General features: G+C 57.5%; 23 protein-coding genes. 11 read left to right on the forward strand and 12 right to left on the reverse strand.

The genetic code is table 11. The features are described from left to right. Positions 1-2 precede the first annotated feature (2 nt). The 5 genes from K6T36_RS18135 to K6T36_RS18150 all read right to left on the reverse strand — a co-directional run bounded on the left by K6T36_RS18135 (position 3) and on the right by K6T36_RS18150 (position 5,738). Positions 3-1,178 (reverse strand): NAD(P)/FAD-dependent oxidoreductase, encoded by a 1,176-nt coding sequence (locus K6T36_RS18135; RefSeq protein WP_011222414.1) that lies wholly within the window; start codon positions 1,176-1,178, stop codon positions 3-5. Positions 1,179-1,206: 28 nt separating this feature from the next. Then, positions 1,207-2,208 carry a DUF63 family protein gene (locus K6T36_RS18140; protein ID WP_004594600.1) on the reverse strand — a complete coding sequence of 334 codons (1,002 nt, stop codon included), beginning with the start codon at positions 2,206-2,208 and terminating at the stop codon, positions 1,207-1,209. Continuing rightward, positions 2,205-2,429, reverse strand: a complete 225-nt coding sequence (locus tag K6T36_RS19230) for a DUF7123 family protein (protein ID WP_004594599.1) — start codon at positions 2,427-2,429, stop codon at positions 2,205-2,207. The genes K6T36_RS18140 and K6T36_RS19230 overlap by 4 nt, the downstream gene beginning before the upstream one ends. Before the next feature lie 17 nt (positions 2,430-2,446). Then, positions 2,447-5,053 (reverse strand): heavy metal translocating P-type ATPase, encoded by a 2,607-nt coding sequence (locus K6T36_RS18145; protein WP_004594598.1) that lies wholly within the window; start codon positions 5,051-5,053, stop codon positions 2,447-2,449. 94 nt (positions 5,054-5,147) lie between these two features. After that, the gene (locus tag K6T36_RS18150) at positions 5,148-5,738 is read right to left on the reverse strand and encodes an AsnC family transcriptional regulator (protein ID WP_049986206.1); all 591 of its coding nucleotides are present in this window, start codon (positions 5,736-5,738) and stop codon (positions 5,148-5,150) included. A gap of 134 nt (positions 5,739-5,872) precedes the next feature. Here K6T36_RS18150 and K6T36_RS18155 point away from each other — a divergent pair, with 134 nt between their 5' ends. Next, positions 5,873-6,070, forward strand: coding sequence for a heavy-metal-associated domain-containing protein (locus tag K6T36_RS18155; RefSeq protein ID WP_049938510.1), 198 nt, complete (start codon positions 5,873-5,875; stop codon positions 6,068-6,070). Between the two features lie 71 nt (positions 6,071-6,141). Continuing rightward, positions 6,142-8,925 carry an aconitate hydratase AcnA gene (acnA, locus tag K6T36_RS18160; protein ID WP_011222418.1) on the forward strand — a complete coding sequence of 928 codons (2,784 nt, stop codon included), beginning with the start codon at positions 6,142-6,144 and terminating at the stop codon, positions 8,923-8,925. An 11-nt stretch (positions 8,926-8,936) separates the two neighbouring features. On the opposite strand, the gene K6T36_RS18165 is transcribed toward acnA, so the two are convergent. After that, positions 8,937-9,335 carry an SHOCT domain-containing protein gene (locus K6T36_RS18165; protein ID WP_089649904.1) on the reverse strand — a complete coding sequence of 133 codons (399 nt, stop codon included), beginning with the start codon at positions 9,333-9,335 and terminating at the stop codon, positions 8,937-8,939. A 28-nt stretch (positions 9,336-9,363) separates the two neighbouring features. Further along, positions 9,364-9,924 carry a DoxX family protein gene (locus K6T36_RS18170; RefSeq protein ID WP_011222420.1) on the reverse strand — a complete coding sequence of 187 codons (561 nt, stop codon included), beginning with the start codon at positions 9,922-9,924 and terminating at the stop codon, positions 9,364-9,366. A gap of 114 nt (positions 9,925-10,038) precedes the next feature. Here K6T36_RS18170 and K6T36_RS18175 point away from each other — a divergent pair, with 114 nt between their 5' ends. The 4 genes from K6T36_RS18175 to K6T36_RS18190 all read left to right on the forward strand — a co-directional run bounded on the left by K6T36_RS18175 (position 10,039) and on the right by K6T36_RS18190 (position 11,545). Further along, positions 10,039-10,389, forward strand: coding sequence for an ArsR/SmtB family transcription factor (locus K6T36_RS18175; RefSeq protein WP_049938495.1), 351 nt, complete (start codon positions 10,039-10,041; stop codon positions 10,387-10,389). 3 nt (positions 10,390-10,392) lie between these two features. Then, a complete protein-coding gene (locus K6T36_RS18180) occupies positions 10,393-10,668 on the forward strand; it encodes a DUF7521 family protein (RefSeq protein WP_004515576.1) in 276 nt (91 codons plus the stop codon). Positions 10,669-10,805: 137 nt separating this feature from the next. Beyond that, entirely contained in the window at positions 10,806-11,201 is a 396-nt protein-coding gene (locus K6T36_RS18185) for a hypothetical protein (protein WP_004594583.1), read from the forward strand. 146 nt (positions 11,202-11,347) lie between these two features. Beyond that, positions 11,348-11,545, forward strand: coding sequence for a heavy-metal-associated domain-containing protein (locus K6T36_RS18190; RefSeq protein ID WP_134671634.1), 198 nt, complete (start codon positions 11,348-11,350; stop codon positions 11,543-11,545). Between the two features lie 173 nt (positions 11,546-11,718). On the opposite strand, the gene K6T36_RS19015 is transcribed toward K6T36_RS18190, so the two are convergent. Together K6T36_RS19015 and K6T36_RS18200 are read right to left on the reverse strand one after the other, a co-directional pair. Beyond that, the gene (locus tag K6T36_RS19015) at positions 11,719-12,312 is read right to left on the reverse strand and encodes an ArsR family transcriptional regulator (RefSeq protein WP_167599472.1); all 594 of its coding nucleotides are present in this window, start codon (positions 12,310-12,312) and stop codon (positions 11,719-11,721) included. A 6-nt stretch (positions 12,313-12,318) separates the two neighbouring features. Then, positions 12,319-12,621, reverse strand: coding sequence for a hypothetical protein (locus tag K6T36_RS18200; RefSeq protein ID WP_134671635.1), 303 nt, complete (start codon positions 12,619-12,621; stop codon positions 12,319-12,321). A gap of 295 nt (positions 12,622-12,916) precedes the next feature. Between K6T36_RS18200 and K6T36_RS18205 the strand changes: the two genes are divergently transcribed. The 5 genes from K6T36_RS18205 to K6T36_RS18225 all read left to right on the forward strand — a co-directional run bounded on the left by K6T36_RS18205 (position 12,917) and on the right by K6T36_RS18225 (position 17,299). Beyond that, complete coding sequence (locus K6T36_RS18205; RefSeq protein ID WP_134671636.1) at positions 12,917-13,264, forward strand: four-helix bundle copper-binding protein; 348 nt, start codon at positions 12,917-12,919, stop codon at positions 13,262-13,264. A 43-nt stretch (positions 13,265-13,307) separates the two neighbouring features. Continuing rightward, the gene (locus K6T36_RS18210; RefSeq protein ID WP_134671637.1) at positions 13,308-13,685 is read left to right on the forward strand and encodes an SPW repeat domain-containing protein; all 378 of its coding nucleotides are present in this window, start codon (positions 13,308-13,310) and stop codon (positions 13,683-13,685) included. A gap of 91 nt (positions 13,686-13,776) precedes the next feature. After that, positions 13,777-15,564: a DUF4396 domain-containing protein gene (locus K6T36_RS18215; RefSeq protein WP_134671638.1), complete on the forward strand. Its 1,788-nt coding sequence runs from the start codon at positions 13,777-13,779 to the stop codon at positions 15,562-15,564. Next, positions 15,561-16,796: a cell wall-binding repeat-containing protein gene (locus K6T36_RS18220; protein ID WP_134671639.1), complete on the forward strand. Its 1,236-nt coding sequence runs from the start codon at positions 15,561-15,563 to the stop codon at positions 16,794-16,796. Before K6T36_RS18215 ends, K6T36_RS18220 begins: the two co-directional genes overlap by 4 nt. Beyond that, positions 16,793-17,299 carry a hypothetical protein gene (locus tag K6T36_RS18225; RefSeq protein WP_134671640.1) on the forward strand — a complete coding sequence of 169 codons (507 nt, stop codon included), beginning with the start codon at positions 16,793-16,795 and terminating at the stop codon, positions 17,297-17,299. Before K6T36_RS18220 ends, K6T36_RS18225 begins: the two co-directional genes overlap by 4 nt. Before the next feature lie 52 nt (positions 17,300-17,351). Here K6T36_RS18225 and K6T36_RS18230 read toward each other — a convergent pair whose 3' ends face one another. The 3 genes from K6T36_RS18230 to K6T36_RS18240 all read right to left on the reverse strand — a co-directional run bounded on the left by K6T36_RS18230 (position 17,352) and on the right by K6T36_RS18240 (position 20,184). Then, positions 17,352-18,230: a DNA-3-methyladenine glycosylase family protein gene (locus K6T36_RS18230; RefSeq protein ID WP_134671641.1), complete on the reverse strand. Its 879-nt coding sequence runs from the start codon at positions 18,228-18,230 to the stop codon at positions 17,352-17,354. Positions 18,231-18,296: 66 nt separating this feature from the next. Continuing rightward, a complete protein-coding gene (locus tag K6T36_RS18235; protein ID WP_134671642.1) occupies positions 18,297-18,602 on the reverse strand; it encodes a hypothetical protein in 306 nt (101 codons plus the stop codon). A 37-nt stretch (positions 18,603-18,639) separates the two neighbouring features. After that, positions 18,640-20,184: an FAD-dependent oxidoreductase gene (locus K6T36_RS18240; protein ID WP_134671643.1), complete on the reverse strand. Its 1,545-nt coding sequence runs from the start codon at positions 20,182-20,184 to the stop codon at positions 18,640-18,642. Between the last annotated feature and the right edge of the window lie 17 nt (positions 20,185-20,201).

Genomic DNA, 20,201 nt, shown 5'->3' on the forward strand with positions numbered 1-20,201 from the left:
TGTCAATTAATCAACTCCCATTGGTTAGTCATTCCTCCATAGACACGGTTTAAAACTCGTCGTCTCGAGAAAATACGGGCAAACAAAACAGGGTGGCGGAGGAGACGCAGTAGAACTGTACTCGGAGACCGGTCAACGTCTTCAATATCGATCCCGGCAGCGGCACGAATTGCTGCTCCCAGAACCTTGGGATTACGAGTTTCAAGAAAGTATCTCACAACTGTGGCGAAAATGTACTCCGTTTTCATCCTCTGATATAAACTGTCAGGAAAATTGTGTAATTGGCCGCTGTTAGCCAACTCTGCGGCCAAGAATCCCGATTCAACGGCCTGTGAGATCCCCTTTCCGGTGAGTCGGTTTGCGATACCTGCAGCATCACCCACCCGTACGACGGAATGCTCCGGTAGATAGGTTCTGTCGGGATCAAGGCTTGGTCCCTCGGGAATGATTGCGACGTTCGTCCGTTCCTGCGACGGGACTGGCCACCCATTCCGCTTACAGGCTTCCCTCAATGCCTTCATATAATCACTAGGCCGGTCACTGACCGTCCAGCCGATACCAACGTTGGCTCGTTGCGATGTCTTCGGGAATGCCCACGAGTACCCTGTATAGTTCTCCAGAATTATCCGGCTGTTCGGGTACAACTCGGTGAAGTCCCCTTCGACATCACTGTTAAGCGCTACCATATATCCTGAATACTCGTTGGTTGTTCCGAGCGCTTTACTAGAGAGTGATGGCTGACCGGTTGCATCAACGACGAGATCATACTCATCGGTGAACTCGTGGAAATCTGTCCGTGTGATAGACTGGTTTTCGTGGATGTCAACACCCTTCTCTGAGAGTTGTTCTGCCCAGGACTGCTCAACGACATTTCGGTCCGTTATATATGTATCCGCAGCAGGAAAGGTGCCGGCTCCAGTGCGGTGGCGATCGGCGTCGATTCCGTCATACACCTCCACTTCCATCGCTGGCAGCGGATTGAGAAAGCCGTTCTCTACAGTCGGCTCGAGTGGGATCTTCGATACCGCTGTCATCGCTTCTCCGCAATTAACGCGTTTGCTATCGTAGGACTGCCGCTCATATAGTTCGACGACGAATCCAGCGTCGTCGAATCCAGCAGCTGCTGCAAGCCCGGCCATCCCTCCACCTATTACCGCAATTTTGGACGTTCGTGTCATCGGTTTTTGCCAATCTTTGAGGCCATCGTTAAGCTCCCAACAGCATCCGAAGTGACCCACGAACGCCCATCGGGAGTCCGATCGCTCCGATGAAGAACGTCATAAGCCACCACCACGTGTGATTCATCTCCTCTTTCGCATCGGCGAGATACCACACGATGCCGACAGTCACGACGAGTTTCAGCACGAACGTCGATCCGGAGAATCCAGTCGCCTGGTACACGAGATTCGTCACGACCAGCTTTGGGGAGTAGCCGAGGAACGTCACACCGATGAGATTCTGCGCAGCGTCCCACAACTGGCCGAAAACGGCCAGCAGAATTAGCGGGTGTCGAAGGTGTGTGATATTGACGAAACTCGCGCCCCAGTAGTAGAGTGCGGTTACGCCGAGCGCTATCCCCGTCGTCGCGACAGGAACCCATAGGCGGAGTGGGGTCGATGTCGAGAGGCCGTGCCAAACAGCCCACCAGACGGCCCCGACAGCCCACACCGACCCGACGAGCCCGACTGTTAGCGGGATAGATCCGATATTTTGGTCACGCAAGAGTGCACCGACACCGAGCGCGAGGATGGTGACAGCGGTGACGACGATGTAAATCGATGGCGTGATGAACCACACCGCGTAGTCCCCGAGCAGCCCGAGATCCTCGAGGGCGCGCATCGCCCCACCTGCGATGATGATCGGAGCGAACCCGTAGGCCAGTCGTGCGTCGAACGTGACGTCGAGTTGGTCGAGATACGCACGTAGTCCGGGGAGGCTGTATACGACTGCCGCGAGGTAGATTACCGTGTTCACCGCGTTGTAGCCCTGGACAGCACGAACCCCCTCGTGCGTGACTGGCTGACCGGCCGCATCGGCGACGACTGGTCCCCAGAGATACTGCCAGATGAACCGGTCGTAGACCAACGTCGGAAACACGAGGATGCCCCCACCGAGAAGGACGAGCGGGGCCAGCAGGTACAGCGCCCACCACTCGCGTGAGCCGGTCTCCGGAAGGACAGTCTCGACGCGGCGGGTGACAGTACTCACGACCCGTTCACCTCCAATCGCCACGTCGTGCTTTTCGAGCGCCCCCACTGTTCGAGTGAAACGATTGTGAGTTCGTCCTGGAGCTGGCTGAGATACTGCGCGACTGCCTTGGGAGATCCGTCGAGGTCGCTGGCAATCTCGCGAGCCCGGAGGTATGTCGGTTCGCTACTGGCTGTCTCGACGAGGTACCTTCGAACCGTGTGCCGGGAAATATTCGACATTGATCTAGAGGTGACGGTTAGCGAAGAAATCCGAAGAGCTTGTAGTCGTGATCGGGGGTGTACCGCCGGAACAGGAGACTGTTCGTCAGCACCGACACCGACGAGAACGCCATTGCTGCTGCAGCGAGCACGGGCTGGAGGAGGCCGAGCGACGCTAACGGAATCATCGCCGTGTTGTAACCGAGCGCCCACACGAGGTTCTGTTTGATCTTCTGGAGTGTCGCGTCTGAGATTCGGATCGCCTTTACCACGTCGAGCGGGTCGTCTCGCATCAGCGTGACGTCTGCAGCTTCGATGGCGACGTCGGTGCCGGAGCCGATTGCTGTCCCGACGTGTGCGACCGCGAGTGCCGGAGCGTCGTTGACGCCGTCACCGACCATCATCGCCTGCCGGCCCTCGTCTTGAATACTGTCGACCGCGTTGGACTTGTCCTCAGGAAGGACTCCTGCGCGGACGTTCTTCGGGTCGATACCCACCTGTTTAGCGACCGCACGGGCAGTTCGCTCGTTGTCGCCCGTAATCATCATCACGTCAACTCCCCGCTCTTGGAGTGCTGTGACAGCCTGCTTGGAGCTTTCCTTCACTGTGTCGGCGTCGGCGACCACACCCACGAGCTCCCCCTCGTAGGCGACCAGCATCGCCGTCTTCCCCTCGTTCTCGAGGCGTTCCATCGTCTCCTCAGCGGGAGAGGGGTCGATCCCGTTGTCCCGCAGCAGCTTGCGGTTGCCGACCAGCACCTCGCTGTCACCAATGACTGCTTTGATCCCGTGGCCCGGAACGTTCTCGAAGTCGTCAGGCTCAGTCACGTCCAGGCCGCGTTCTTCGGCCCCTTCGACGATTGCACGGGCGAGCGGGTGTTCGCTGCCGCTTTCAGCTATCGCCGCCAGTCGAAGCACATCATCCTCTGAGAGGCGCTCACGGGTGCTGAGCTGTCCACCATCTGGGGTCGGCTCGCCACCGTCAGTCACCACATTTCCATCGCTATCAAAGACGACCACGTCGGTGAGTTCCATTTCACCCTCCGTGAGGGTGCCCGTCTTGTCGAAGACGACCGTGTCGACGTCTTTTGCGCGTTCGAGGATGTCACCGCCCTTGAACAGGACGCCGTTCTGGGCACCAATCGTCGTCCCGACCATCGTCGCTGCGGGCGTCGCCAGCCCCAGCGCACAGGGACAGGCGATGAGGATCGAGGACGCGAAGACAATTATCGCGAACTCGAAGACTGAAACGGTCCCACCGACCGGGGCCGGGCCGCCAGCAACCTGACCCCACAGCGGGAGCCAGTCGACGAAGCCAGCGAGAGCCTCGGGGAACAGGAACCAGACGACACCCCAGAGAAGGGCGTTCGCGATGACCGCAGGCACGAAGTACGCGGAGATGCGGTCGGCGAGATTCTGGATGTCGGGCTGGCGCGACTGGGCCTCCTTGACTGTCTGGACGATCTGTTGGAGGGCCGTGTCTTCTCCAACCTTCGTCGCCTCCACGACAAGGACGCCGTTCTCGTTAATCGTCGAGCCGACGACCTCATCGCCCTCCTCTTTCTCGACAGGCACAGATTCGCCAGTGACCATTGACTCGTCGACGGCAGACTGACCGTCGACAACGACACCGTCTGTGGGAATCTTCTCACCTGGACGAATTTTCATCCGGTCACCAGTTGTGACCTCTTCAAGCGGAACTTCTTCTTCACTGCCGTCCTCGCGGACAATGGTCGCCGTTTCGGCTTCCATTTCGAGGAGCTTTCGGAGGGCCTCACCCGCTTGGCCCTTCGACCGAGCTTCGAGATAGTTACCCAACGTGATGAACACGAGGATGAGGGCTGCCGTGTCGAAATAAAGTCCACCTGCAATGAGTTCAGCAAGGACTGCCACAGAGTATAGATAGGCCGTTGTTGAACCGATCGCAATCAGCACGTCCATATTGGCGCGGCCGTTCTTCACGATCGCCTTGTACGAGTTCTTATAGAACGGCCAGCCGAGGATCGCCTGTACCGGCGTGGCGAGGAGGAACTCAACCCAGCCAAGTTCCACACCGAAGACGGCTTCAGGGACGATCGCGCCACCGAGCAGATAATTGTCGATGAGGAAGAAGAGCAACGGTGCCGATAACACTGCCCCAAAGAGGGTCAACCTGAGTTGCTTCCGAGTTTCGGCTTGACGGGCGGCATCTCGTGCGTCCTGGCCCGACTCTTCGTCGGCACCATCTTCGCGGACGGGCGAGTAGCCAGCCTCCTCGATAGCATCGTACAGCGCACCAATAGATACTTCCGCAGGATTGTAGGTGACCTGTGCTTCGTCGGTTGCGTAATTGACCTCCGCATTAACGACGCCCGGAATATTTTCAAGAGCGGTTTGGTTGGTCTCGGCGCAGTTGGCACAGGTCATATCGGAGATGGCAATCGTTACCGTCTCAGAGACTGCGCCGTACCCGGCCTCGTCGATCGCGTCGTAGATTTCTTTGAGCGATACCTCTTCAGGGTCGTAGGTGACGGAACCCTCGTCGGTGGCGAAGTTCGCATCCGCCTCCGATACCCCGTCGAGCGATTCGAGAGTGTCCTGGATCGTCGCCGAACAGTTGGCGCAGGACATTCCCGTGATATCAAGATGGATTGTTTGGCTTGTCATGCTTGTTCTACTATACGGGGTCTAGGTTTAGGCGATTTACTGCTTCGAGAGGCGGGGTTTCGACTGCAGGAAAATTTGGATTCCAAAGACGGCGTTACGCTCCCTCTTCGAGTCGCTGATACCGATCGTCGAACCGTGTGAGACAGGACGGACAACAGAAGTGATAGATCTCTCCGTCGATTCTCGTCGTTTCACCTTGATTATCAACGGTATTGTTACATTCAGCACAGGTGAGTGCAAATTCGACGCCATCAACGGACGGCGTCCATTCAAGCTCGTCAATTAGTGTGACGGTGTAATCTGCTACATCGATCTCGTTAAAGAGTCCATCTACCCACTGACGTACGTTCTGGGCTTCAACACGGGCATAGAACCAAAGATCTCCTTCGGAGGTCGTGAAGACGTGTTCAACGCCATCTGACTCTCGAGCCCGCTCGCGGGCGGCCTCCAACGACGCTGAGCCGATTTCGGCCTGAATAAATACCGGTACACCAGCTCGGAGATGAGCCCGGTTGACGTCAATCGTGAAGTTGTTAATGATGCCAGCTTCCTGTAATCGCTTTACCCGGTCAGAAACGGCTGGCCCCGACAAGTCGACCTCCTCGCCAATATCGCTGAACGGGCGGCGGGCGTCATCAGCGAGTAACGAGAGGATTTCTAAGTCGGTTTCATCCAAATTGCGCATACGACCGCTTCGTCTCGCAGGATACATTATTGTTGCCCACAACACACCTTCGAAATCGGTGATCTAGGGCTGCGACAACATTGGATTCTAAGCAGAAAACCACATAGAATACTCGCCCCTATCTACGAATGGATATGACTCAGACAATCACCGTCGAAGGAATGACCTGTGAACATTGCGAGCAGACCGTCGAAGAGGCACTCGAAGAAGTTGAGGGGGTTACGTCCGCTACTGCGGATCGTGACTCAGAATCCGCGACGGTCGAGGGGTCCGCTGAACGGGATGAGCTTGTGACTGTGGTCGAAGACGCTGGATACGATGCCTCTGCGTAACAAATCCCGATTCTCGTCGAATCGGATTCGGAGAGGGATTGATACGACTGCCAATCCCAGGTGTAGATACTATGACTGATACACTTCCGTTCGATGCCGTCCGCGAGCTCGACGTCGACGGGACGACGTACAAGATGGCCGATCTTCGAGCACTCGAAGAGCAGGGGCTCTGTGACCTCGACACGCTCCCTGTGAGCATCCGTATTCTGCTTGAGTCGGTGCTCCGGAACGCCGACGGCGAAACTGTTACTGCAGCGGATGTCAAGAATGCTGCTGGCTGGAAGCCAGACGTACCGGACGCAGAGGTTCCGTTCTCTCCATCACGAGTCGTCCTGCAAGATCTCACCGGTGTACCCGCAGTCGTCGACCTGGCGGCCCTTCGATCCGAGGTCGACCGCAAAGACCGAGATCCCACCCTGGTCGAACCGGAGATTCCTATTGATCTCGTGATCGACCACAGCGTCCAGGTCGACTACTTCGACTCCGAGGACGCCTACGAGAAGAACGTCGAACTGGAGTACGAGCGAAACGCCGAACGGTATCGCGCGATCAAGTGGGCGCAGAACGCCTTCGAGAACTTCAACGTCGTCCCGCCGGGGACCGGTATCGTCCACCAGGTGAATCTCGAACATCTGGGTCGGGTCGTCCACGCCCGCGAGCAAGACGGCGAGAACTGGCTCCTGCCGGACACGCTCGTCGGCACGGACAGCCACACCCCGATGATCGGTGGCATCGGTGTGGTCGGTTGGGGCGTCGGCGGCATCGAAGCGGAAGCGGCGATGCTCGGTCAACCGGTCACGATGAAACTCCCCGAGGTCGTCGGCGTCCGTCTCGAAGGCGAATTACCCGAGGGCGCGACGGCTACGGATCTCGTGCTCCACATCACCGAACGACTCCGCGAGGTCGGCGTCGTCGACCGGTTCGTGGAGTTCTTCGGTCCCGGTGTGGAGAATCTCACAGTCCCCGACCGGGCCACGATCGCCAATATGGCGCCCGAACAGGGCTCGACGATCAGTATGTTCCCGGTCGACGAGCAGACGCTCGAGTATCTCGAACTCACCGGGCGTGATCCCGACCACGTCGACCTCGTTCGCGAGTACCTCGAAGCCCAAGGGCTGTTCGGGGAACAGGAACCAGAATATACTGAGGTCGTCGAGTTCGACCTCTCGACAGTCGAACCGAGTCTGGCCGGACACAAGCGGCCACAGGACCGGATTCCGATGGGGGACGTGAAACAGAGCTTCCGGGGACTTCTCCACGGGGAGTTCGAGGACGACCTCGATGATGTCGACGAGGACGCCTTGCAGCGGTGGCTCGGTGAGGGTGGTGCAGCTGATGCGGAGACCGACGGTGGCGTTCAGGTCGAACCCGAATCGGAACTGCACCCGTTAACCAAACGTGTCGAGGTCGACCTCGACGGTGAGACGGTCGAAATCGGACACGGAGACGTCCTCGTCAGCGCCATCACGAGCTGTACGAACACGTCGAACCCGTCGGTGATGATCGCTGCTGGACTGCTCGCCCAGAACGCCGTCGAGAAAGGCCTAGACGTCCCGCCGTACGTCAAGACGAGTCTCGCACCGGGTAGCCGTGTCGTCACGCAGTATCTCGAAGAATCGGGGCTGCTTCCGTATCTCGAAGAGCTCGGGTACGCCGTCGTCGGCTACGGCTGTACCACCTGTATCGGTAACGCTGGGCCGCTTCCCGATCCCATCGAGCAGGCAATCGACGACCACGACCTCTGGACGACGAGCGTTCTCTCCGGGAACCGGAACTTCGAGGCGCGTATCCACCCGAAGATCCGCGCGAACTACCTCGCGAGCCCGCCGCTCGTCGTCGCCTACGGGCTCGCAGGGCGGATGGACATCGATCTCGAACACGAGCCGCTGGGCACTGACGATGAGGGTAACCCAGTCTATCTGGCGGACATCTGGCCGGACGCAGCGGACGTGCAGGCCGCAATCCACGAGAACGTCTCTCCGGAGATGTTCGAGGAGAAGTACGCCTCCGTGTTCGAGGGCGATGAGCGATGGGCTGCTCTCGACGCGCCCACGGGTGACGTCTACGAGTGGGATGAGGACTCGACATACATCCGTGAACCGCCGTTCTTCAAGGACTTCCCGGTAGAGAAACCCGGCGTCGCCGATATCGAGGACGCACGCTGTCTACTGACGCTCGGCGATACCGTTACGACCGACCACATCAGTCCAGCCGGCCCGTTCGGTCCCGACCTCCCCGCAGGTCAGTGGCTGCTCGATCACGGTGTCGAGCCACACGAGTTCAACACCTACGGCGCACGTCGGGGCAATCACGAGGTGATGATGCGGGGGACGTTCGCCAACGTCCGAATCGAGAACGAGATGCTCGACGACGTCGAGGGTGGCTACACGATCCACCACCCGACCGACGAACAAACCACGGTGTTCGAAGCCAGTCGCCGCTATCGGGACGAGGGGATACCGCTCGTCGTGATGGCTGGCGAGGAGTTCGGAACTGGGTCTAGCCGGGACTGGGCGGCGAAAGGAACGGACCTGCTCGGTGTCCGCGCAACCATCGCCGAGAGTTACGAGCGCATCTACCGCGACAACCTCGTCGGCATGGGTGTGCTTCCCCTGCAGTTCGATGATGGCGACTCGTGGGAATCTCTCGGTCTGGATGGGTCGGAGGTCTTCACGATCCACGGCCTCGATGACGGGCTCGACGTGATGGACGAACTGACCGTTATCGCCGAGCGTGCGGACGGGTCGACTGTCGAGTTCCCGGTCACAGCACAGGTCGGCACGCCGGCCGCCGTAACCTATATCGAACACGGCGGAATCCTCCACTACGTCCTCAGACGCCTCCTCAGACAGTAACACCAACGCGGTCAGAAACGATCGTCGTCGGACACCAGGCGGGCGCGACGGTGATCAAACTCCTCGTCGTCGATTTCGCCACGAGCGTACCGTTCTTGGAGAACAGCGAGTGCGCTGTCATCAGTATGGCCGTCCGTAGGGGACCGCGTTGTCAGCCAGTAAACGGCGTAGACTGGGAGGGCGATCAGAAGTGCCATCCACAGGAGCCCGAACAGTATCATCCCCCAGCCCCAGCCACCCCAGCCGGCCATGTGGCCGCTGTTCCACATGCCGTCGTGCCAGCTCCACATCATTGATTCTGGGACGGTCGCGTGCGTTAGCGCCATTCCGGCGACGACGGCCAGAGTCAGTGCCCCAACGACGATGAATCCCAGAGAACGAATCCCGCGTGCTTGAATTGGATTTTGCATTGTTGTACTCCCAACGGTCTCGGCGTGGTTAGCCGAGGATGTATTCGAGGGCGGGGTAGCGCTCGACGAGCGTCTCGCCGCCGACGTCGTAGTTCTCGATGTACTGGTCGAGGCCCAGGATGCGGCCCGCGGCGAACGCGGCGACCGCGAGGAACACGAGCATGTACGCGAAGTCCCCGTTGATGAACCCGTGACCCATGTCCCAGTTGCCGAAGTAGAACATGAGCATCATCAGCGCGCCGAAGAACGCCGCGAGGCGGACGAACGCGCCGACGAGGAGGCCGAGGCCGATGAACAGCTCGCCGTACGGCACGGCGACGTTCGCGAACTCGACAAACCACGGCGTCGAACCCATCCACGCGAACAGGCCCGCCAGCGGGTTGCCGTTCGTCGCCGCAACGTTCGAGAGGTAGCCGCCGGCCGCGAACTCGCCGGTGATCTTCGTGAAGCCGGAGTACGCGAACGCGTAGCCCATCATGAGACGGAGCGCCAGCACGAACCACGCGCTGAGGCTGTGGACTTTCCCGCCGACGGTCAGGCCGCCGACTCTGCTCTCAAGCTGGTTCATGCCGGAGTCGAGTGTGGACATAATTATTGCACCTTCAACTATCAGTAGGCGGGTAGAGACGATATAATAGCGAGCCGGCGTTCTGAGTCAGAAAACCGGCGGGCTATATTACCCTCCTGTAGCGAGTACGGACGTGTGACTGAGGAGGCCGACCCGTCGGACATCTTCGCCACACTCGACGACGAGTACGCCCGCAACATCCTCGTGGCGACGAAGACCGACCGACTCTCCGCGAAGGAGCTCAGCGAGGAATGCGATATGTCACGCCCGACCGTCTCGCGGCGTGTCACCCGCCTCGTCGAGCAGGGCCTCCTCGAGGAGTACACGCACGTCGACCCCGGCGGACGGCACTACAGCGAGTACGAGGCGCGACTCGAGCGTGTCGAAGTACTCCTCCAAGCAGAGGGCTTCGACGTGCAGATCGATGTTCGGCCGGACCCCGCCGACCGGATTACGTCCATCTTCGAGGAAATGCGGGGAGACTGACTCATGGAACACACGTTATTCGTCATCGGCAAGCTGTTCACGACCGCCCTGGCGCTGGTGATCGCCTACCAGGCCTATCGCGGATACCAACGGCATCACACGCAGTTACTCCTGTACGTCGCCGCCGGCTTCGCATTGGTCGGGCTTGGCGGCCTCCTTGAAGGCGTCCTCTTCGAACTCCTCCAGGTGTCGATCTTCGAAGCAGGATTCGTCGCAGCACTCGTCACCGCAGCCGGGATGCTGTCTATCCTCTACGCCCTGTATGCCCCGAATCCATAAGGATTCAGGACGCCCATTCGACAAGCGGCCTCTGCGCGTCGTGCCCGGTTCGAAGCCGCTACTGTTCGGACTCCCCTCGTTCTCGATAGTGTAGCGTCGCAGTGGGAGTTATATCCATATCGGTCGTACCATATCGTATGATTCGAACACTCGTCGGTGTCCTCGGCGCTATCTCAGCGCTGTTCCCGGACGAAATCGTCGAGCTCTTCGAGAAACTCGCGATTTCGAATCCAGACGAGGGAACAGTGAGAGGGTGGATACGTCCAGCAGTCCGGTCGGAGGGTGTTCTGATAGCTGCGCTTTCACTCTTTAACGGGCGAGCATACGCGTTGCTGATGAATCTTACCGGCGTGTTCGGCGCGATAGTCCTCTTATTTCCCGACCTGTATCAGAGATTTGCCACCGCGTTCCTGTACGAGCGTCCAGAGTCGATAGAATGGAACGAGCGATTCCGCTTGGGCATTCGGGCTATCGGCGCACTCTATGTCTTTTTAGCGGCGAAGACGTACAGGGAGCGTCACAACGATACTTGAGCCTTCTCGCTATTGACACCTGGCGCATCCGATGTCTAGTTCGTTACGGCCGCAGGTATCGCTTTGAATCTAAAGTTTGAGCCCCACGATATCAGTATGATCGAAGGGGAAATCCGCTAAAGAGAGGAGGCCGTGTGTATCCCTGTATGACGACGACGATCATCGTGGAAGGCATGACGTGCGGTCACTGTGAGCAGACGGTCGAAGAGGCCCTCGAAGAGGTATCCGGCGTGACTGACGTGACCGTCGACAGGGAGAGCGAACAGGCGAGCGTCGATGGCGAGGTAGAGGTCACGACCCTCGTGGAGGCCGTCGAAGACGCCGGATACACCGCTCACGCCTGAAAGTAGTTCTCCCCCTCGCCAGGAACCCCAGTTTACTCCCCCATCAAGGAGATGATTGACGCCGTCCAGCCCTAAATTGCGGATTTACTTGCGACGTTAACGGACAAGATAGTCCGGATATTCGAAGCCAAGTACTGAGATATTTCACAGGCAAACTGCAAATCCGTAATGCTTTAGGGTTGTTTTCGGTGGTCTCGTCGCTCCCAAAAACGAGCGAGAGGACCATGGGAAATCGAGCCTTCGATATACTGTCTTCCCAGCTCTGTAATCCGGTATTTTCCGCGCTCAACCTTTATGACAAACCCGCGGTTTTCAAGTTCACTAAGCCGGCGGTTTACTTCCTCACGACTGTAATCAATATTGTACGCTATAATTGTAGGAGTTAGAATCAGCTCCTTTGAGTGGAAGAGGCCGAGAATAGCATCGTCAATCGGCATCATCCATTCATCCTGCTGTCGAACCTGAATCGGTTCTTGGAGAAAAACATCTGCCCACGCGTCTCGGCGCAGGTCGTTTTCAAGTGGATTATAGAGACCAAAAATGACCAAGAGGGCTGCAACTCCGTGTACCCAATGAACCAGTGACGGGAATAATAGCTCAGTGATTGGCCCACCAATCAGGAATAGTATCAGTCCAGCGACAGTGAGTAAGAGGAACCGATGGTAATCTACGACAGTGGGCTTGAAGAACAGAAAATAGAAGACCCCGAAACCTGTTATAAGGCCAACTGCGAGGTTATAATAGGTGAACAGAGAGTTTTCGAGCACCGCTAATCACCCTTCTACCGCGCTATTCTTGATTTGCTGATGGGTTGCGATAACTAACCAAAGAAAGATAGCCACGATAGTATAGAGGGCGCTTCGAATAGTGGCAAATAGTACGGTATCTGGTTCAAGGATGAACAGGATAACGTGATACACGATCGTCGCGGTCATCGTTACTGAGAGAAGCGCAATGACCGTACCAAAAGGGGATTCACGGAGAATGCGCCAGAAAAAGAGCGCTAAGAGCCCGGCTCCTGTTCCACTCATGATCGCAAAAATCGCGCTGAGTGTGTGAATCGTAGAATCGACCATAGTCGGGCTACGGTCCCAACAACCTTTAGTCCAGTTGCAAAATCCGTAGGCTGCCGATCACTTTTCCCTTGGAACGTCAAAGAGACGTCTCTAACACGGTATTAATAGGAAAATCGGATCTGCAGGACCTGCTTCTCTAGATATCACTCCCGACGATGCAGGGGAAATACGATATTACTCTCCGTCTCACCTATTGTGTAAATCAGGGTTACGCAGCAATAGGCCGTCTCACTAGTTCTCGTTAGGGCTCGGGGTGCTGATAACAAAGTGTGGTCGCGTTAGATGAGATAGTGAAATGGCTCTGACCCAGATCGACCACGTAGGCGAGAACGAACAAATGGCTGAATGTATCGATAACTGTCTCGCAGCGGCCCAAGCATGCGAGTGGTGCGCTGATGAGTGTCTCGGTGACGAGGAGATGGAAGAGTGTGCCCGTCTCTGTCGAGACGTCGCTGATCTCACTACGCTGCACGCGCGCTTCATGGCACGGGACTCGAACTACAGTCCGCAGCTCGCCCAGGCCTGTGCCGGGGCCTGTGAAGAATGTGCTGAGGAATGTGAGCGTCACGATGCAGAACACTGTCAGGTCTGTGCTGAGGTACTCCGCGACTGTGCGGAGACCTGCCGCGAGATGGCTTCATAAACGTAGAGTTCCATAACTGTCCATATTTGTTGGACCCGTTTTCATGGATACACCAACGAAGTCTATTACAGTCTTCACCGGGGCCCTCGGGATCTGGCTCATGGCTTTCCCGTTCATAGTGGGCTCACCGTCTCCTGCCAAGTGGAACGACGTAGTTGTAGGTGGAATGATCGCCACATTAGCAGGGTATAATTACTCACGTGAGCGAATACAGGGTGGACCCAGCAAGGGAATTTCTGGGATACTCGTGCTGCTTGGCGGGTGGCTTCTGTTTGCCCCGTTTGTCACCGGAGTCACTGGAGGTCTTCTTTGGAATGACGTGGCTGTCGGCGTTCTAGTGACCGCGTTTGCAGGATACAACGTGTACGTAGCCCCGTCTGAAGAACAGACGGTTACTCATACGCCAACCAATGATACCTGAATTCCCAGCTACAACTGACCGTGTAGATGCCTTTCAGACAATGAGCGCCCACACGGGCAACGTTCGAAAACAGCGCGGGGTGAGCTAGTAAATGGATATCTGGAAATTGGTAGCGATGGGTGTCGCTGCCATTGTCGCGATTCTCGTCGCTACACAACCGGTCTTCGTCGTCGGGCTGACGTTGTTCGACTACGGGCAGGCACCGAGTGAATCGTACACCACGATGCAGACTAAGGACGTGAGCAGATTCCCTGTCAATGATCCACAGCGCCAGAGTGAACTCACTGCCCGGGCTGCACGGCCACCTGACTCAGGTCTCAATTATTCAACTGTGGTTCGTGTTCCCGAGAACGACTGGCAGACGGCTATGGCGGCATCTCGACTACGGGCGAGCGAAGACGCTCTTCTCCTCTTCGGGAACGCCACTCCCCCCAGTAGCGCAAATGGAACGAACACGTCCAGCGTCTCTACTGTTGACATCTCTGGTGGAAACCCCGCTGAGACAGCCGCTTCTATCGCCACCCGTGGGAACGGATCTGACGACATCAGTCAGAACAACGTCATCATTGTGAACTCTGACGAGCCACAGTGGGCACTGCCCGCTGCCGCCTGGAGCGCCTACTCTGGTGACCCAATTCTATACGCGAACGAAGACGGAGTCCCAGATGCCACCCAAGAGGCAATTGAGGAACTGAACGCCTCACACGCCTATGTCCTCGCACCGCCCGGCCTCGTGAGTGACGAAGCGCTCTCTGACCTCAACGTCGAGTGGACACGAGTTTCAGGGGACACCCCACAGGACCACGCCATCGAGGTGGCAGAGTTCCGTGATGAGTCGCGAGACTTTGGCTGGGGAATCCATGAACGTGATAAAGTCGGTTACTACAACTTTATGCTCGTCAATCCCAGTGAGCCCGAGCACGCAGTCTCGTCGACAAATCTTCAGTGGGGGAAAGCTGGCCCAATCCTACTCGTCAACGATGACGGGAGCCTGCCAGCGGTAACTGAAAACTACGCGTGGCAGTCACAGCCGGCCTGGTTCTCGACCCCCGCAGAAGGGCCGTTTAACCACCTCTTCGCAATGGGGTCGACGGATCAGGTTTCCTGGGTGTCCCAGGGCCGGCTCGATTACGCGGTTGAGATCACGCAGTACCGCCATCAGGGGGCCGGCCTCAGTCCGCTAGAATCGCTCGCTGCGATCTGGGCCGGGTTCAGTATCCTCGGGGCGTCGTTTGTGTTCGCCCATGCACGTCACCGGCTACCTGAGATGAACGACTGGACGACGATGGTCTGGCCGCTGCTAACCCTTGTCCTTGGCCCATTTGGGCTGGCCCTCTACTGGCTCTCCTACAGGGGAAGACAGATCGTTACAACTGATCAGGGACCACGCGTCCTCCGCCCGTACTGGCTTCGAGCAGCCACAGCGACTGCAATGGGCGTTGGCTTTGCTGCAAGTACGATGATCGCGACGGGGTTCCTCCTCAACTACTTCGGCATACCGATGATCGTCCTCGACGGGCCACTATTCTGGCTCGGGAACGCGATGACGATCCTCATCGTGCTCGTGTACGTCATTGCGTTCCTCGTATCGTGGCTCGTCTTCCACATCCCGATGCTAAAGGACTCACAAGGGCTCGATACCGGATCGGCAGCGAGGAAAGGTGCGAAGATCGTCGCCGTGAGCATGACGAGTGTCTCTGTCGGAATGATGGGCGGAATGTGGGTACTCATGATGCTCAACCTACCAATGATGCCAGGAGACGACAACATCCTCTGGTTCGGCGTGATGGTGTTCGCTACGCTGGTCGGGTTCCTCATTGCTTGGCCAGTGAACGGACTGCTCGTTCGGAAAAACCTCAAACCGGGTGGTGCACTGTGAGCGACCGTAGTCGCCGGACGTTCCTGCGCGATCTCGCCGCGCTACCAGTTGGAGCAACTCTTGGGGGTGCCGCACTCACGTATCGGGAAGTCCGGTCCTCAGGCGAGCGTAGCCAGGGCGGACCCGCGTCGGCTGACTTCGACGAGGAGACCGTCACGAGCATGACGACCCGTCTCGCCGGGAGTAACGACTACGAGACGGCGACAGCGTTCACACAGAACGTCTATCCCGCCATTAACGATCACACCCGACCGGGGGCAGCGATTCTCATCAGCGACAGCGATCTCGCTGCAGCACTTCCCGGCGTGGCGTTCATCCATCACCCTATCGACGGTGCGGTCCTCCTGACGGAGCCGGACTCCTTGCCGGAGGTAACGCGCGAGGAGATCGAGCGCCTCCACCCGGAAGGCGTTCACGTCGACGGAAACATGCAGGTGTACATCGTCGGGGGCGAGCGCTACATCAGCAGTGACGTTCAGCGGACCGTCGAACAGATGGGGCTGAAGACCAGACGTATTGAGGGAGACACACCGATCGAAGTCGCGGCCAATGCAGATCAGTACCTCAGTACGATTCACGCCAACCACCGGGACACCACGTTTATCGCCGATCTCGACGATCTCCAGACCGCCATCCCGGCGCAGTCCTGGAACGCTCACGGCGGTGACGGCTTCCTCTACATTGACGGGAACCGCATCCCCGAGGCAACCCAGGAACAGCTTGAAGCCCGCTTCGACGAGGCATACATGTACCTCCTCGGCGACGAGAGCAAGATCAGCGAACAGGTCGCTCGCGACCTCGCACGTTTCGGCCACGTACAGCGAATCCCGAGGGGATCTGATCCGTACGAACTAAGCGTCGGCTTCGCCGGGTACAAGGACATCGGACGGAATCAGGGGTGGATCTTCGGCGAGTGGCCCCGTAACATTGGTTGGGGGATCGCTGAAAGCGGTCACAACTTTATCTTTGCGAACCCTGACAACTGGCAGACGGCACTCCCGGCGTGCGTCGAAAGTCATCGCGGGAAACACGGACCAATGCTCCACGTCGAGCAGGATACAGTACCAGACGCCGTTGAGAACTATCTCACAAACCTCACTCGGCCACACGAGTCCGCGCCGTATGACAGGAAGTACAATCACGGATGGATCGTTGGGGACACAGATCAGATTAGTCAACGAGTCCAAGCCCAGCTCCATGCAATGCTCCAAGAACCACGAGGTGACCAATGAGACGAATCGTCGCCACATTCGATGATTCCGAGGAAACAACAGAGGCCAAGCAAGCACTCCGTGAAGCAGGCTTAGAACCCGATGAGCCGGATATCGATAATCCCTTCTTCGATCCAGCCACAAAGATGCCAGAAAGACGGGGACTTCTTTGGGGTGGACTACTTGGTGGACTCATCGGTGCTGTACTGCTATTTATGATGGATCAGAACATGTTCTGGATTCCCCGTATCAGCCCAATTATGACCGCTGGCCAGTACATGCTTATCCTCCTCGGGTTCGGGCTCGGTGCCGCAATCGGTGGATTTCTTGGGGGTGTAGTAGGCACGTCTCGCCAGGTTACTGCACTGGATCAACCGAGAGTCGCTGTCATGGTCCCGGATAATCGCGTGGGTGAAACGGAGGATCTCCTCCGGGATCAGGGTGCGACAGCAGTCGACGGTACCGTCACCCACCACGAGCATCCCCAGCAAACACAGGCAAAATCAAGTACCTCTACTGACTGAGCTTCTCCCTACGTTCGTTCTGTGACTTTCGTTCCCGCTACGTCCTCGGTAGTTACGACCGTTCATAGTGAAAGAGGTAGGTTTGGGCATAACCAGCATACTCGCCGAACCGATCCCGAAACGCAGTAGCTGTGGCGTCATATGAGTCCGCCACATCACCGGGGTAGTAGCGCTCGATAAGTCGCCGTGTCCACGTATCGATTGGAACTGCTTCGAGGTGTCCAAAGGCAAACAGCGAAACACAGTCTGCTATTTTGGGACCAACGCCCGGGAAGGACTGAAGATCTTCATGGACCTCTGCGTACGATCTGTCGCGTAGGAACGCCTCCGTAATATCCCCGTCTGCAACCATCTGAGTCGTCCGTTCAACGTATGGTGCACGGAATCCCAGACCGAGATTTCGGAGGTCGCTTTCCGATGCGGCCATCAACTGGTCAGGGCGGGGAAAGGCATAGTACGTGGACCCATCAACGTGGACGGGACTACCAAACTCCTGTGCGAGGCTACTCTGGAGGGCGTGAATCCGTTTGACGGGCATCCGTGCTGAACAAACAAACGAGATCAGACAGGGGAAGAACGGATCACGAACGACTCGGAGGCCAGGATACTGGCGTTTGGCCTTTTCGAGCGTAGGTTCCTCGGGGAAGCTGGTAAAGATTTCGTCGAGATCGTCGTCGAGTCTGAGTTGGCGACGTAGAATGCCAGCTGCATCCGTTGTTGCTTGCCAGTCTAACCGACCTGATTGCTGCCGTGCGAAGACAAGGTCATCCTCAACGACCGTGTAGTACCAGTGACCGCCACCAGACACAGCTGTTTCCTCGTACATCCCTCCATCAACACGTTGCCAGAGAAATGATTGGGCGCTCTCAAGTGTCGCCTGTAAATCAAGTCGGCCAACACTACCCGGAATTGAAAGTGAGCCCGAATACATCGCCTTCTGGTGAAGTTGATATGGTCAGAACTCACTCGTCGACCAATCGTGGTCTTGAGCTACTACCTAGCTGATCTCCTCAATACTGGTCGTTTCCATCGACCCGTCCTGTTCTTCTCGCTGGACACGGAGTCGTATTCCTTCCTCCGTGTCGCTTCCCTCCACGGTATTCACTATTTTCGGAGTCGCTTCCGAGTCTAGAACAGTCAACCGATCGTCTTCGGTTACGATACCATAGCCACTTTCGACACAGTGACCCATCAGCGCACACTCCCGCGAATGCGTACGAGCCTTTTCGAGGAGCTCATCGCGAGCGTTTTTCCGGATACATCCAACGTCGATAACGTACCCGTCGAGGGTCTCAGAAGCCATGGTGTCCCTAGTGTCCTGCCGCCTTTGGATGTTTGGGCTACTCATCAAGTTCACGTTCTGAGAGGGGGCTATTTGCAGGCCCATTGAGGACTGAGCCATCACAGGCAAATCGAGAGCCGTGACAGGGACAATCCCAAGACTGCTCACCGTCGTTCCAGTAGACGAGGCAGCCCATATGCGAGCAGATCGCTGACACTGAATGAGTGTCGCCATCCTCGTCACGGTGTACTGCGGTCAGTCCGTCATCAAGCTCGAGAACAGCCCCATCCCCTTGCTGGACCGACTCAACGTCGCCGGACTGCGGATGCTCCGTGTAGTCTTCGAGGTAGTGTTTCACGTCGTGTTGATTGTGGTGAAGGAAGGGGTCTGCTGACGCGTTTTCATTGAACCGCATCGGCTGATAGACGTCTTCCCATTCGCTCTGTCCATCGACGATAAGATCTGAAAGCAACATCCCTGCGACGATCCCGTTCGTCATCCCCCAGCCGCCAAATCCCGTAGCCGTGTACACGTTCTCCGACTGGGGTCCGAGAAGGCCGATGAACGGGACTCGATCAATGGAGACGAAGTCCTGTGTCGACCAGCGATACGCAATCTCGTCGACGTTCAGGCGGTCGAATGCTTCCTGTTCGAGTTTCCGGTAGCGATCAACTGTACTATCACTATGGCCAGTTCGATGATTTTGTCCTCCGACGAGGACCATCGATTCCTCGCCAGCAGGGTGCGGCCGAACCGAGAAGTACGGATCTTCCGGTTTGTAGTGCATTCCTGCCGGCGCGTCACCCTGCAAGCGTACCGCCAGCACGTAGGAGCGCTTGGGATACAATCGCTCATAGTACCGTGCACGGTCGAACACCGGGAAGTGCGTCGCGACGACCACCGCATCTGCGGTGATCGACCCGCAATCGGTCGATACCTGACAGGGACTACCATCCTCGACGTCCATCGCTGTCGTGTTCTCGAAGATGTAACTGCTCTCTCCTGGGATTTCTTCGGCCAGTGCGAGAAGGTACTTTCGAGGATGGAATTGTGCCTGATCGTCGAGGCGGATTGCTGCTTCAATGTCAAAAGGCAGGTCCGTAGACTCTTGGAATGAAGCAGCGAGACTCAGTTGCTGAGCGGCATCGACTTCGGCCTGAATTTGGTGGCGGTTGTCGGAGGATTCAGTAAAGGTGTATGCGGCTGTCCTTTTAAAGTCGCAGTCGAGGCCCCGGTCCTCTACCGTGGCCTCGACGTGGTCGATGGCGGCTAGGTTCGCCTCAGCGTACTGTCGGGCCCGTTGCTCGTCGAAATATTCGATGAGATGGTCGTAGATGAGGCCATGGAGAGCCGTCAGCTTCGCTGTAGTATGGCCAGTCACTCCTTCGAGAATGTGGTCACGTTCGACAATTGCGACTGATTTTCCCGCTTCTTGTAATTCAGCGGCGGTAGTGATACCTGCGATGCCACCGCCGATGATGGCGACGTCGACCTCAATTTCTCCGTCGAGGGTGTCGTACTCTGTTTTAGGTGTCGTCTCTATCCACAACGATTCATGTGCGCCCTGGAGTGGGGGTTGGGAAGTACCATCGTTTGAGTCCATCTTGAGAACCTCCGATA

It is taken from the genome of Halobaculum roseum, from assembly GCF_019880245.1.
Taxonomy (GTDB): domain Archaea; phylum Halobacteriota; class Halobacteria; order Halobacteriales; family Haloferacaceae; genus Halobaculum; species Halobaculum roseum.

Coding starts and splice junctions, on each gene's coding strand:
- K6T36_RS18135 (WP_011222414.1), bottom strand. CDS start 1,178: ATGACACGAACGTCCAAAATTGCGGTAATAGGTGGAGGGATGGCCGGG.
- K6T36_RS19230 (WP_004594599.1), bottom strand. CDS start 2,429: ATGTCGAATATTTCCCGGCACACGGTTCGAAGGTACCTCGTCGAGACA.
- K6T36_RS18145 (WP_004594598.1), bottom strand. CDS start 5,053: ATGACAAGCCAAACAATCCATCTTGATATCACGGGAATGTCCTGCGCC.
- K6T36_RS18150 (WP_049986206.1), bottom strand. CDS start 5,738: ATGCGCAATTTGGATGAAACCGACTTAGAAATCCTCTCGTTACTCGCT.
- K6T36_RS18155 (WP_049938510.1), top strand. CDS start 5,873: ATGACTCAGACAATCACCGTCGAAGGAATGACCTGTGAACATTGCGAG.
- acnA (WP_011222418.1), top strand. CDS start 6,142: ATGACTGATACACTTCCGTTCGATGCCGTCCGCGAGCTCGACGTCGAC.
- K6T36_RS18165 (WP_089649904.1), bottom strand. CDS start 9,335: ATGCAAAATCCAATTCAAGCACGCGGGATTCGTTCTCTGGGATTCATC.
- K6T36_RS18170 (WP_011222420.1), bottom strand. CDS start 9,924: ATGTCCACACTCGACTCCGGCATGAACCAGCTTGAGAGCAGAGTCGGC.
- K6T36_RS18180 (WP_004515576.1), top strand. CDS start 10,393: ATGGAACACACGTTATTCGTCATCGGCAAGCTGTTCACGACCGCCCTG.
- K6T36_RS18185 (WP_004594583.1), top strand. CDS start 10,806: ATGATTCGAACACTCGTCGGTGTCCTCGGCGCTATCTCAGCGCTGTTC.
- K6T36_RS18190 (WP_134671634.1), top strand. CDS start 11,348: ATGACGACGACGATCATCGTGGAAGGCATGACGTGCGGTCACTGTGAG.
- K6T36_RS18200 (WP_134671635.1), bottom strand. CDS start 12,621: ATGGTCGATTCTACGATTCACACACTCAGCGCGATTTTTGCGATCATG.
- K6T36_RS18205 (WP_134671636.1), top strand. CDS start 12,917: ATGGCTCTGACCCAGATCGACCACGTAGGCGAGAACGAACAAATGGCT.
- K6T36_RS18210 (WP_134671637.1), top strand. CDS start 13,308: ATGGATACACCAACGAAGTCTATTACAGTCTTCACCGGGGCCCTCGGG.
- K6T36_RS18215 (WP_134671638.1), top strand. CDS start 13,777: ATGGATATCTGGAAATTGGTAGCGATGGGTGTCGCTGCCATTGTCGCG.
- K6T36_RS18225 (WP_134671640.1), top strand. CDS start 16,793: ATGAGACGAATCGTCGCCACATTCGATGATTCCGAGGAAACAACAGAG.
- K6T36_RS18230 (WP_134671641.1), bottom strand. CDS start 18,230: ATGTATTCGGGCTCACTTTCAATTCCGGGTAGTGTTGGCCGACTTGAT.
- K6T36_RS18235 (WP_134671642.1), bottom strand. CDS start 18,602: ATGGCTTCTGAGACCCTCGACGGGTACGTTATCGACGTTGGATGTATC.
- K6T36_RS18240 (WP_134671643.1), bottom strand. CDS start 20,184: ATGGACTCAAACGATGGTACTTCCCAACCCCCACTCCAGGGCGCACAT.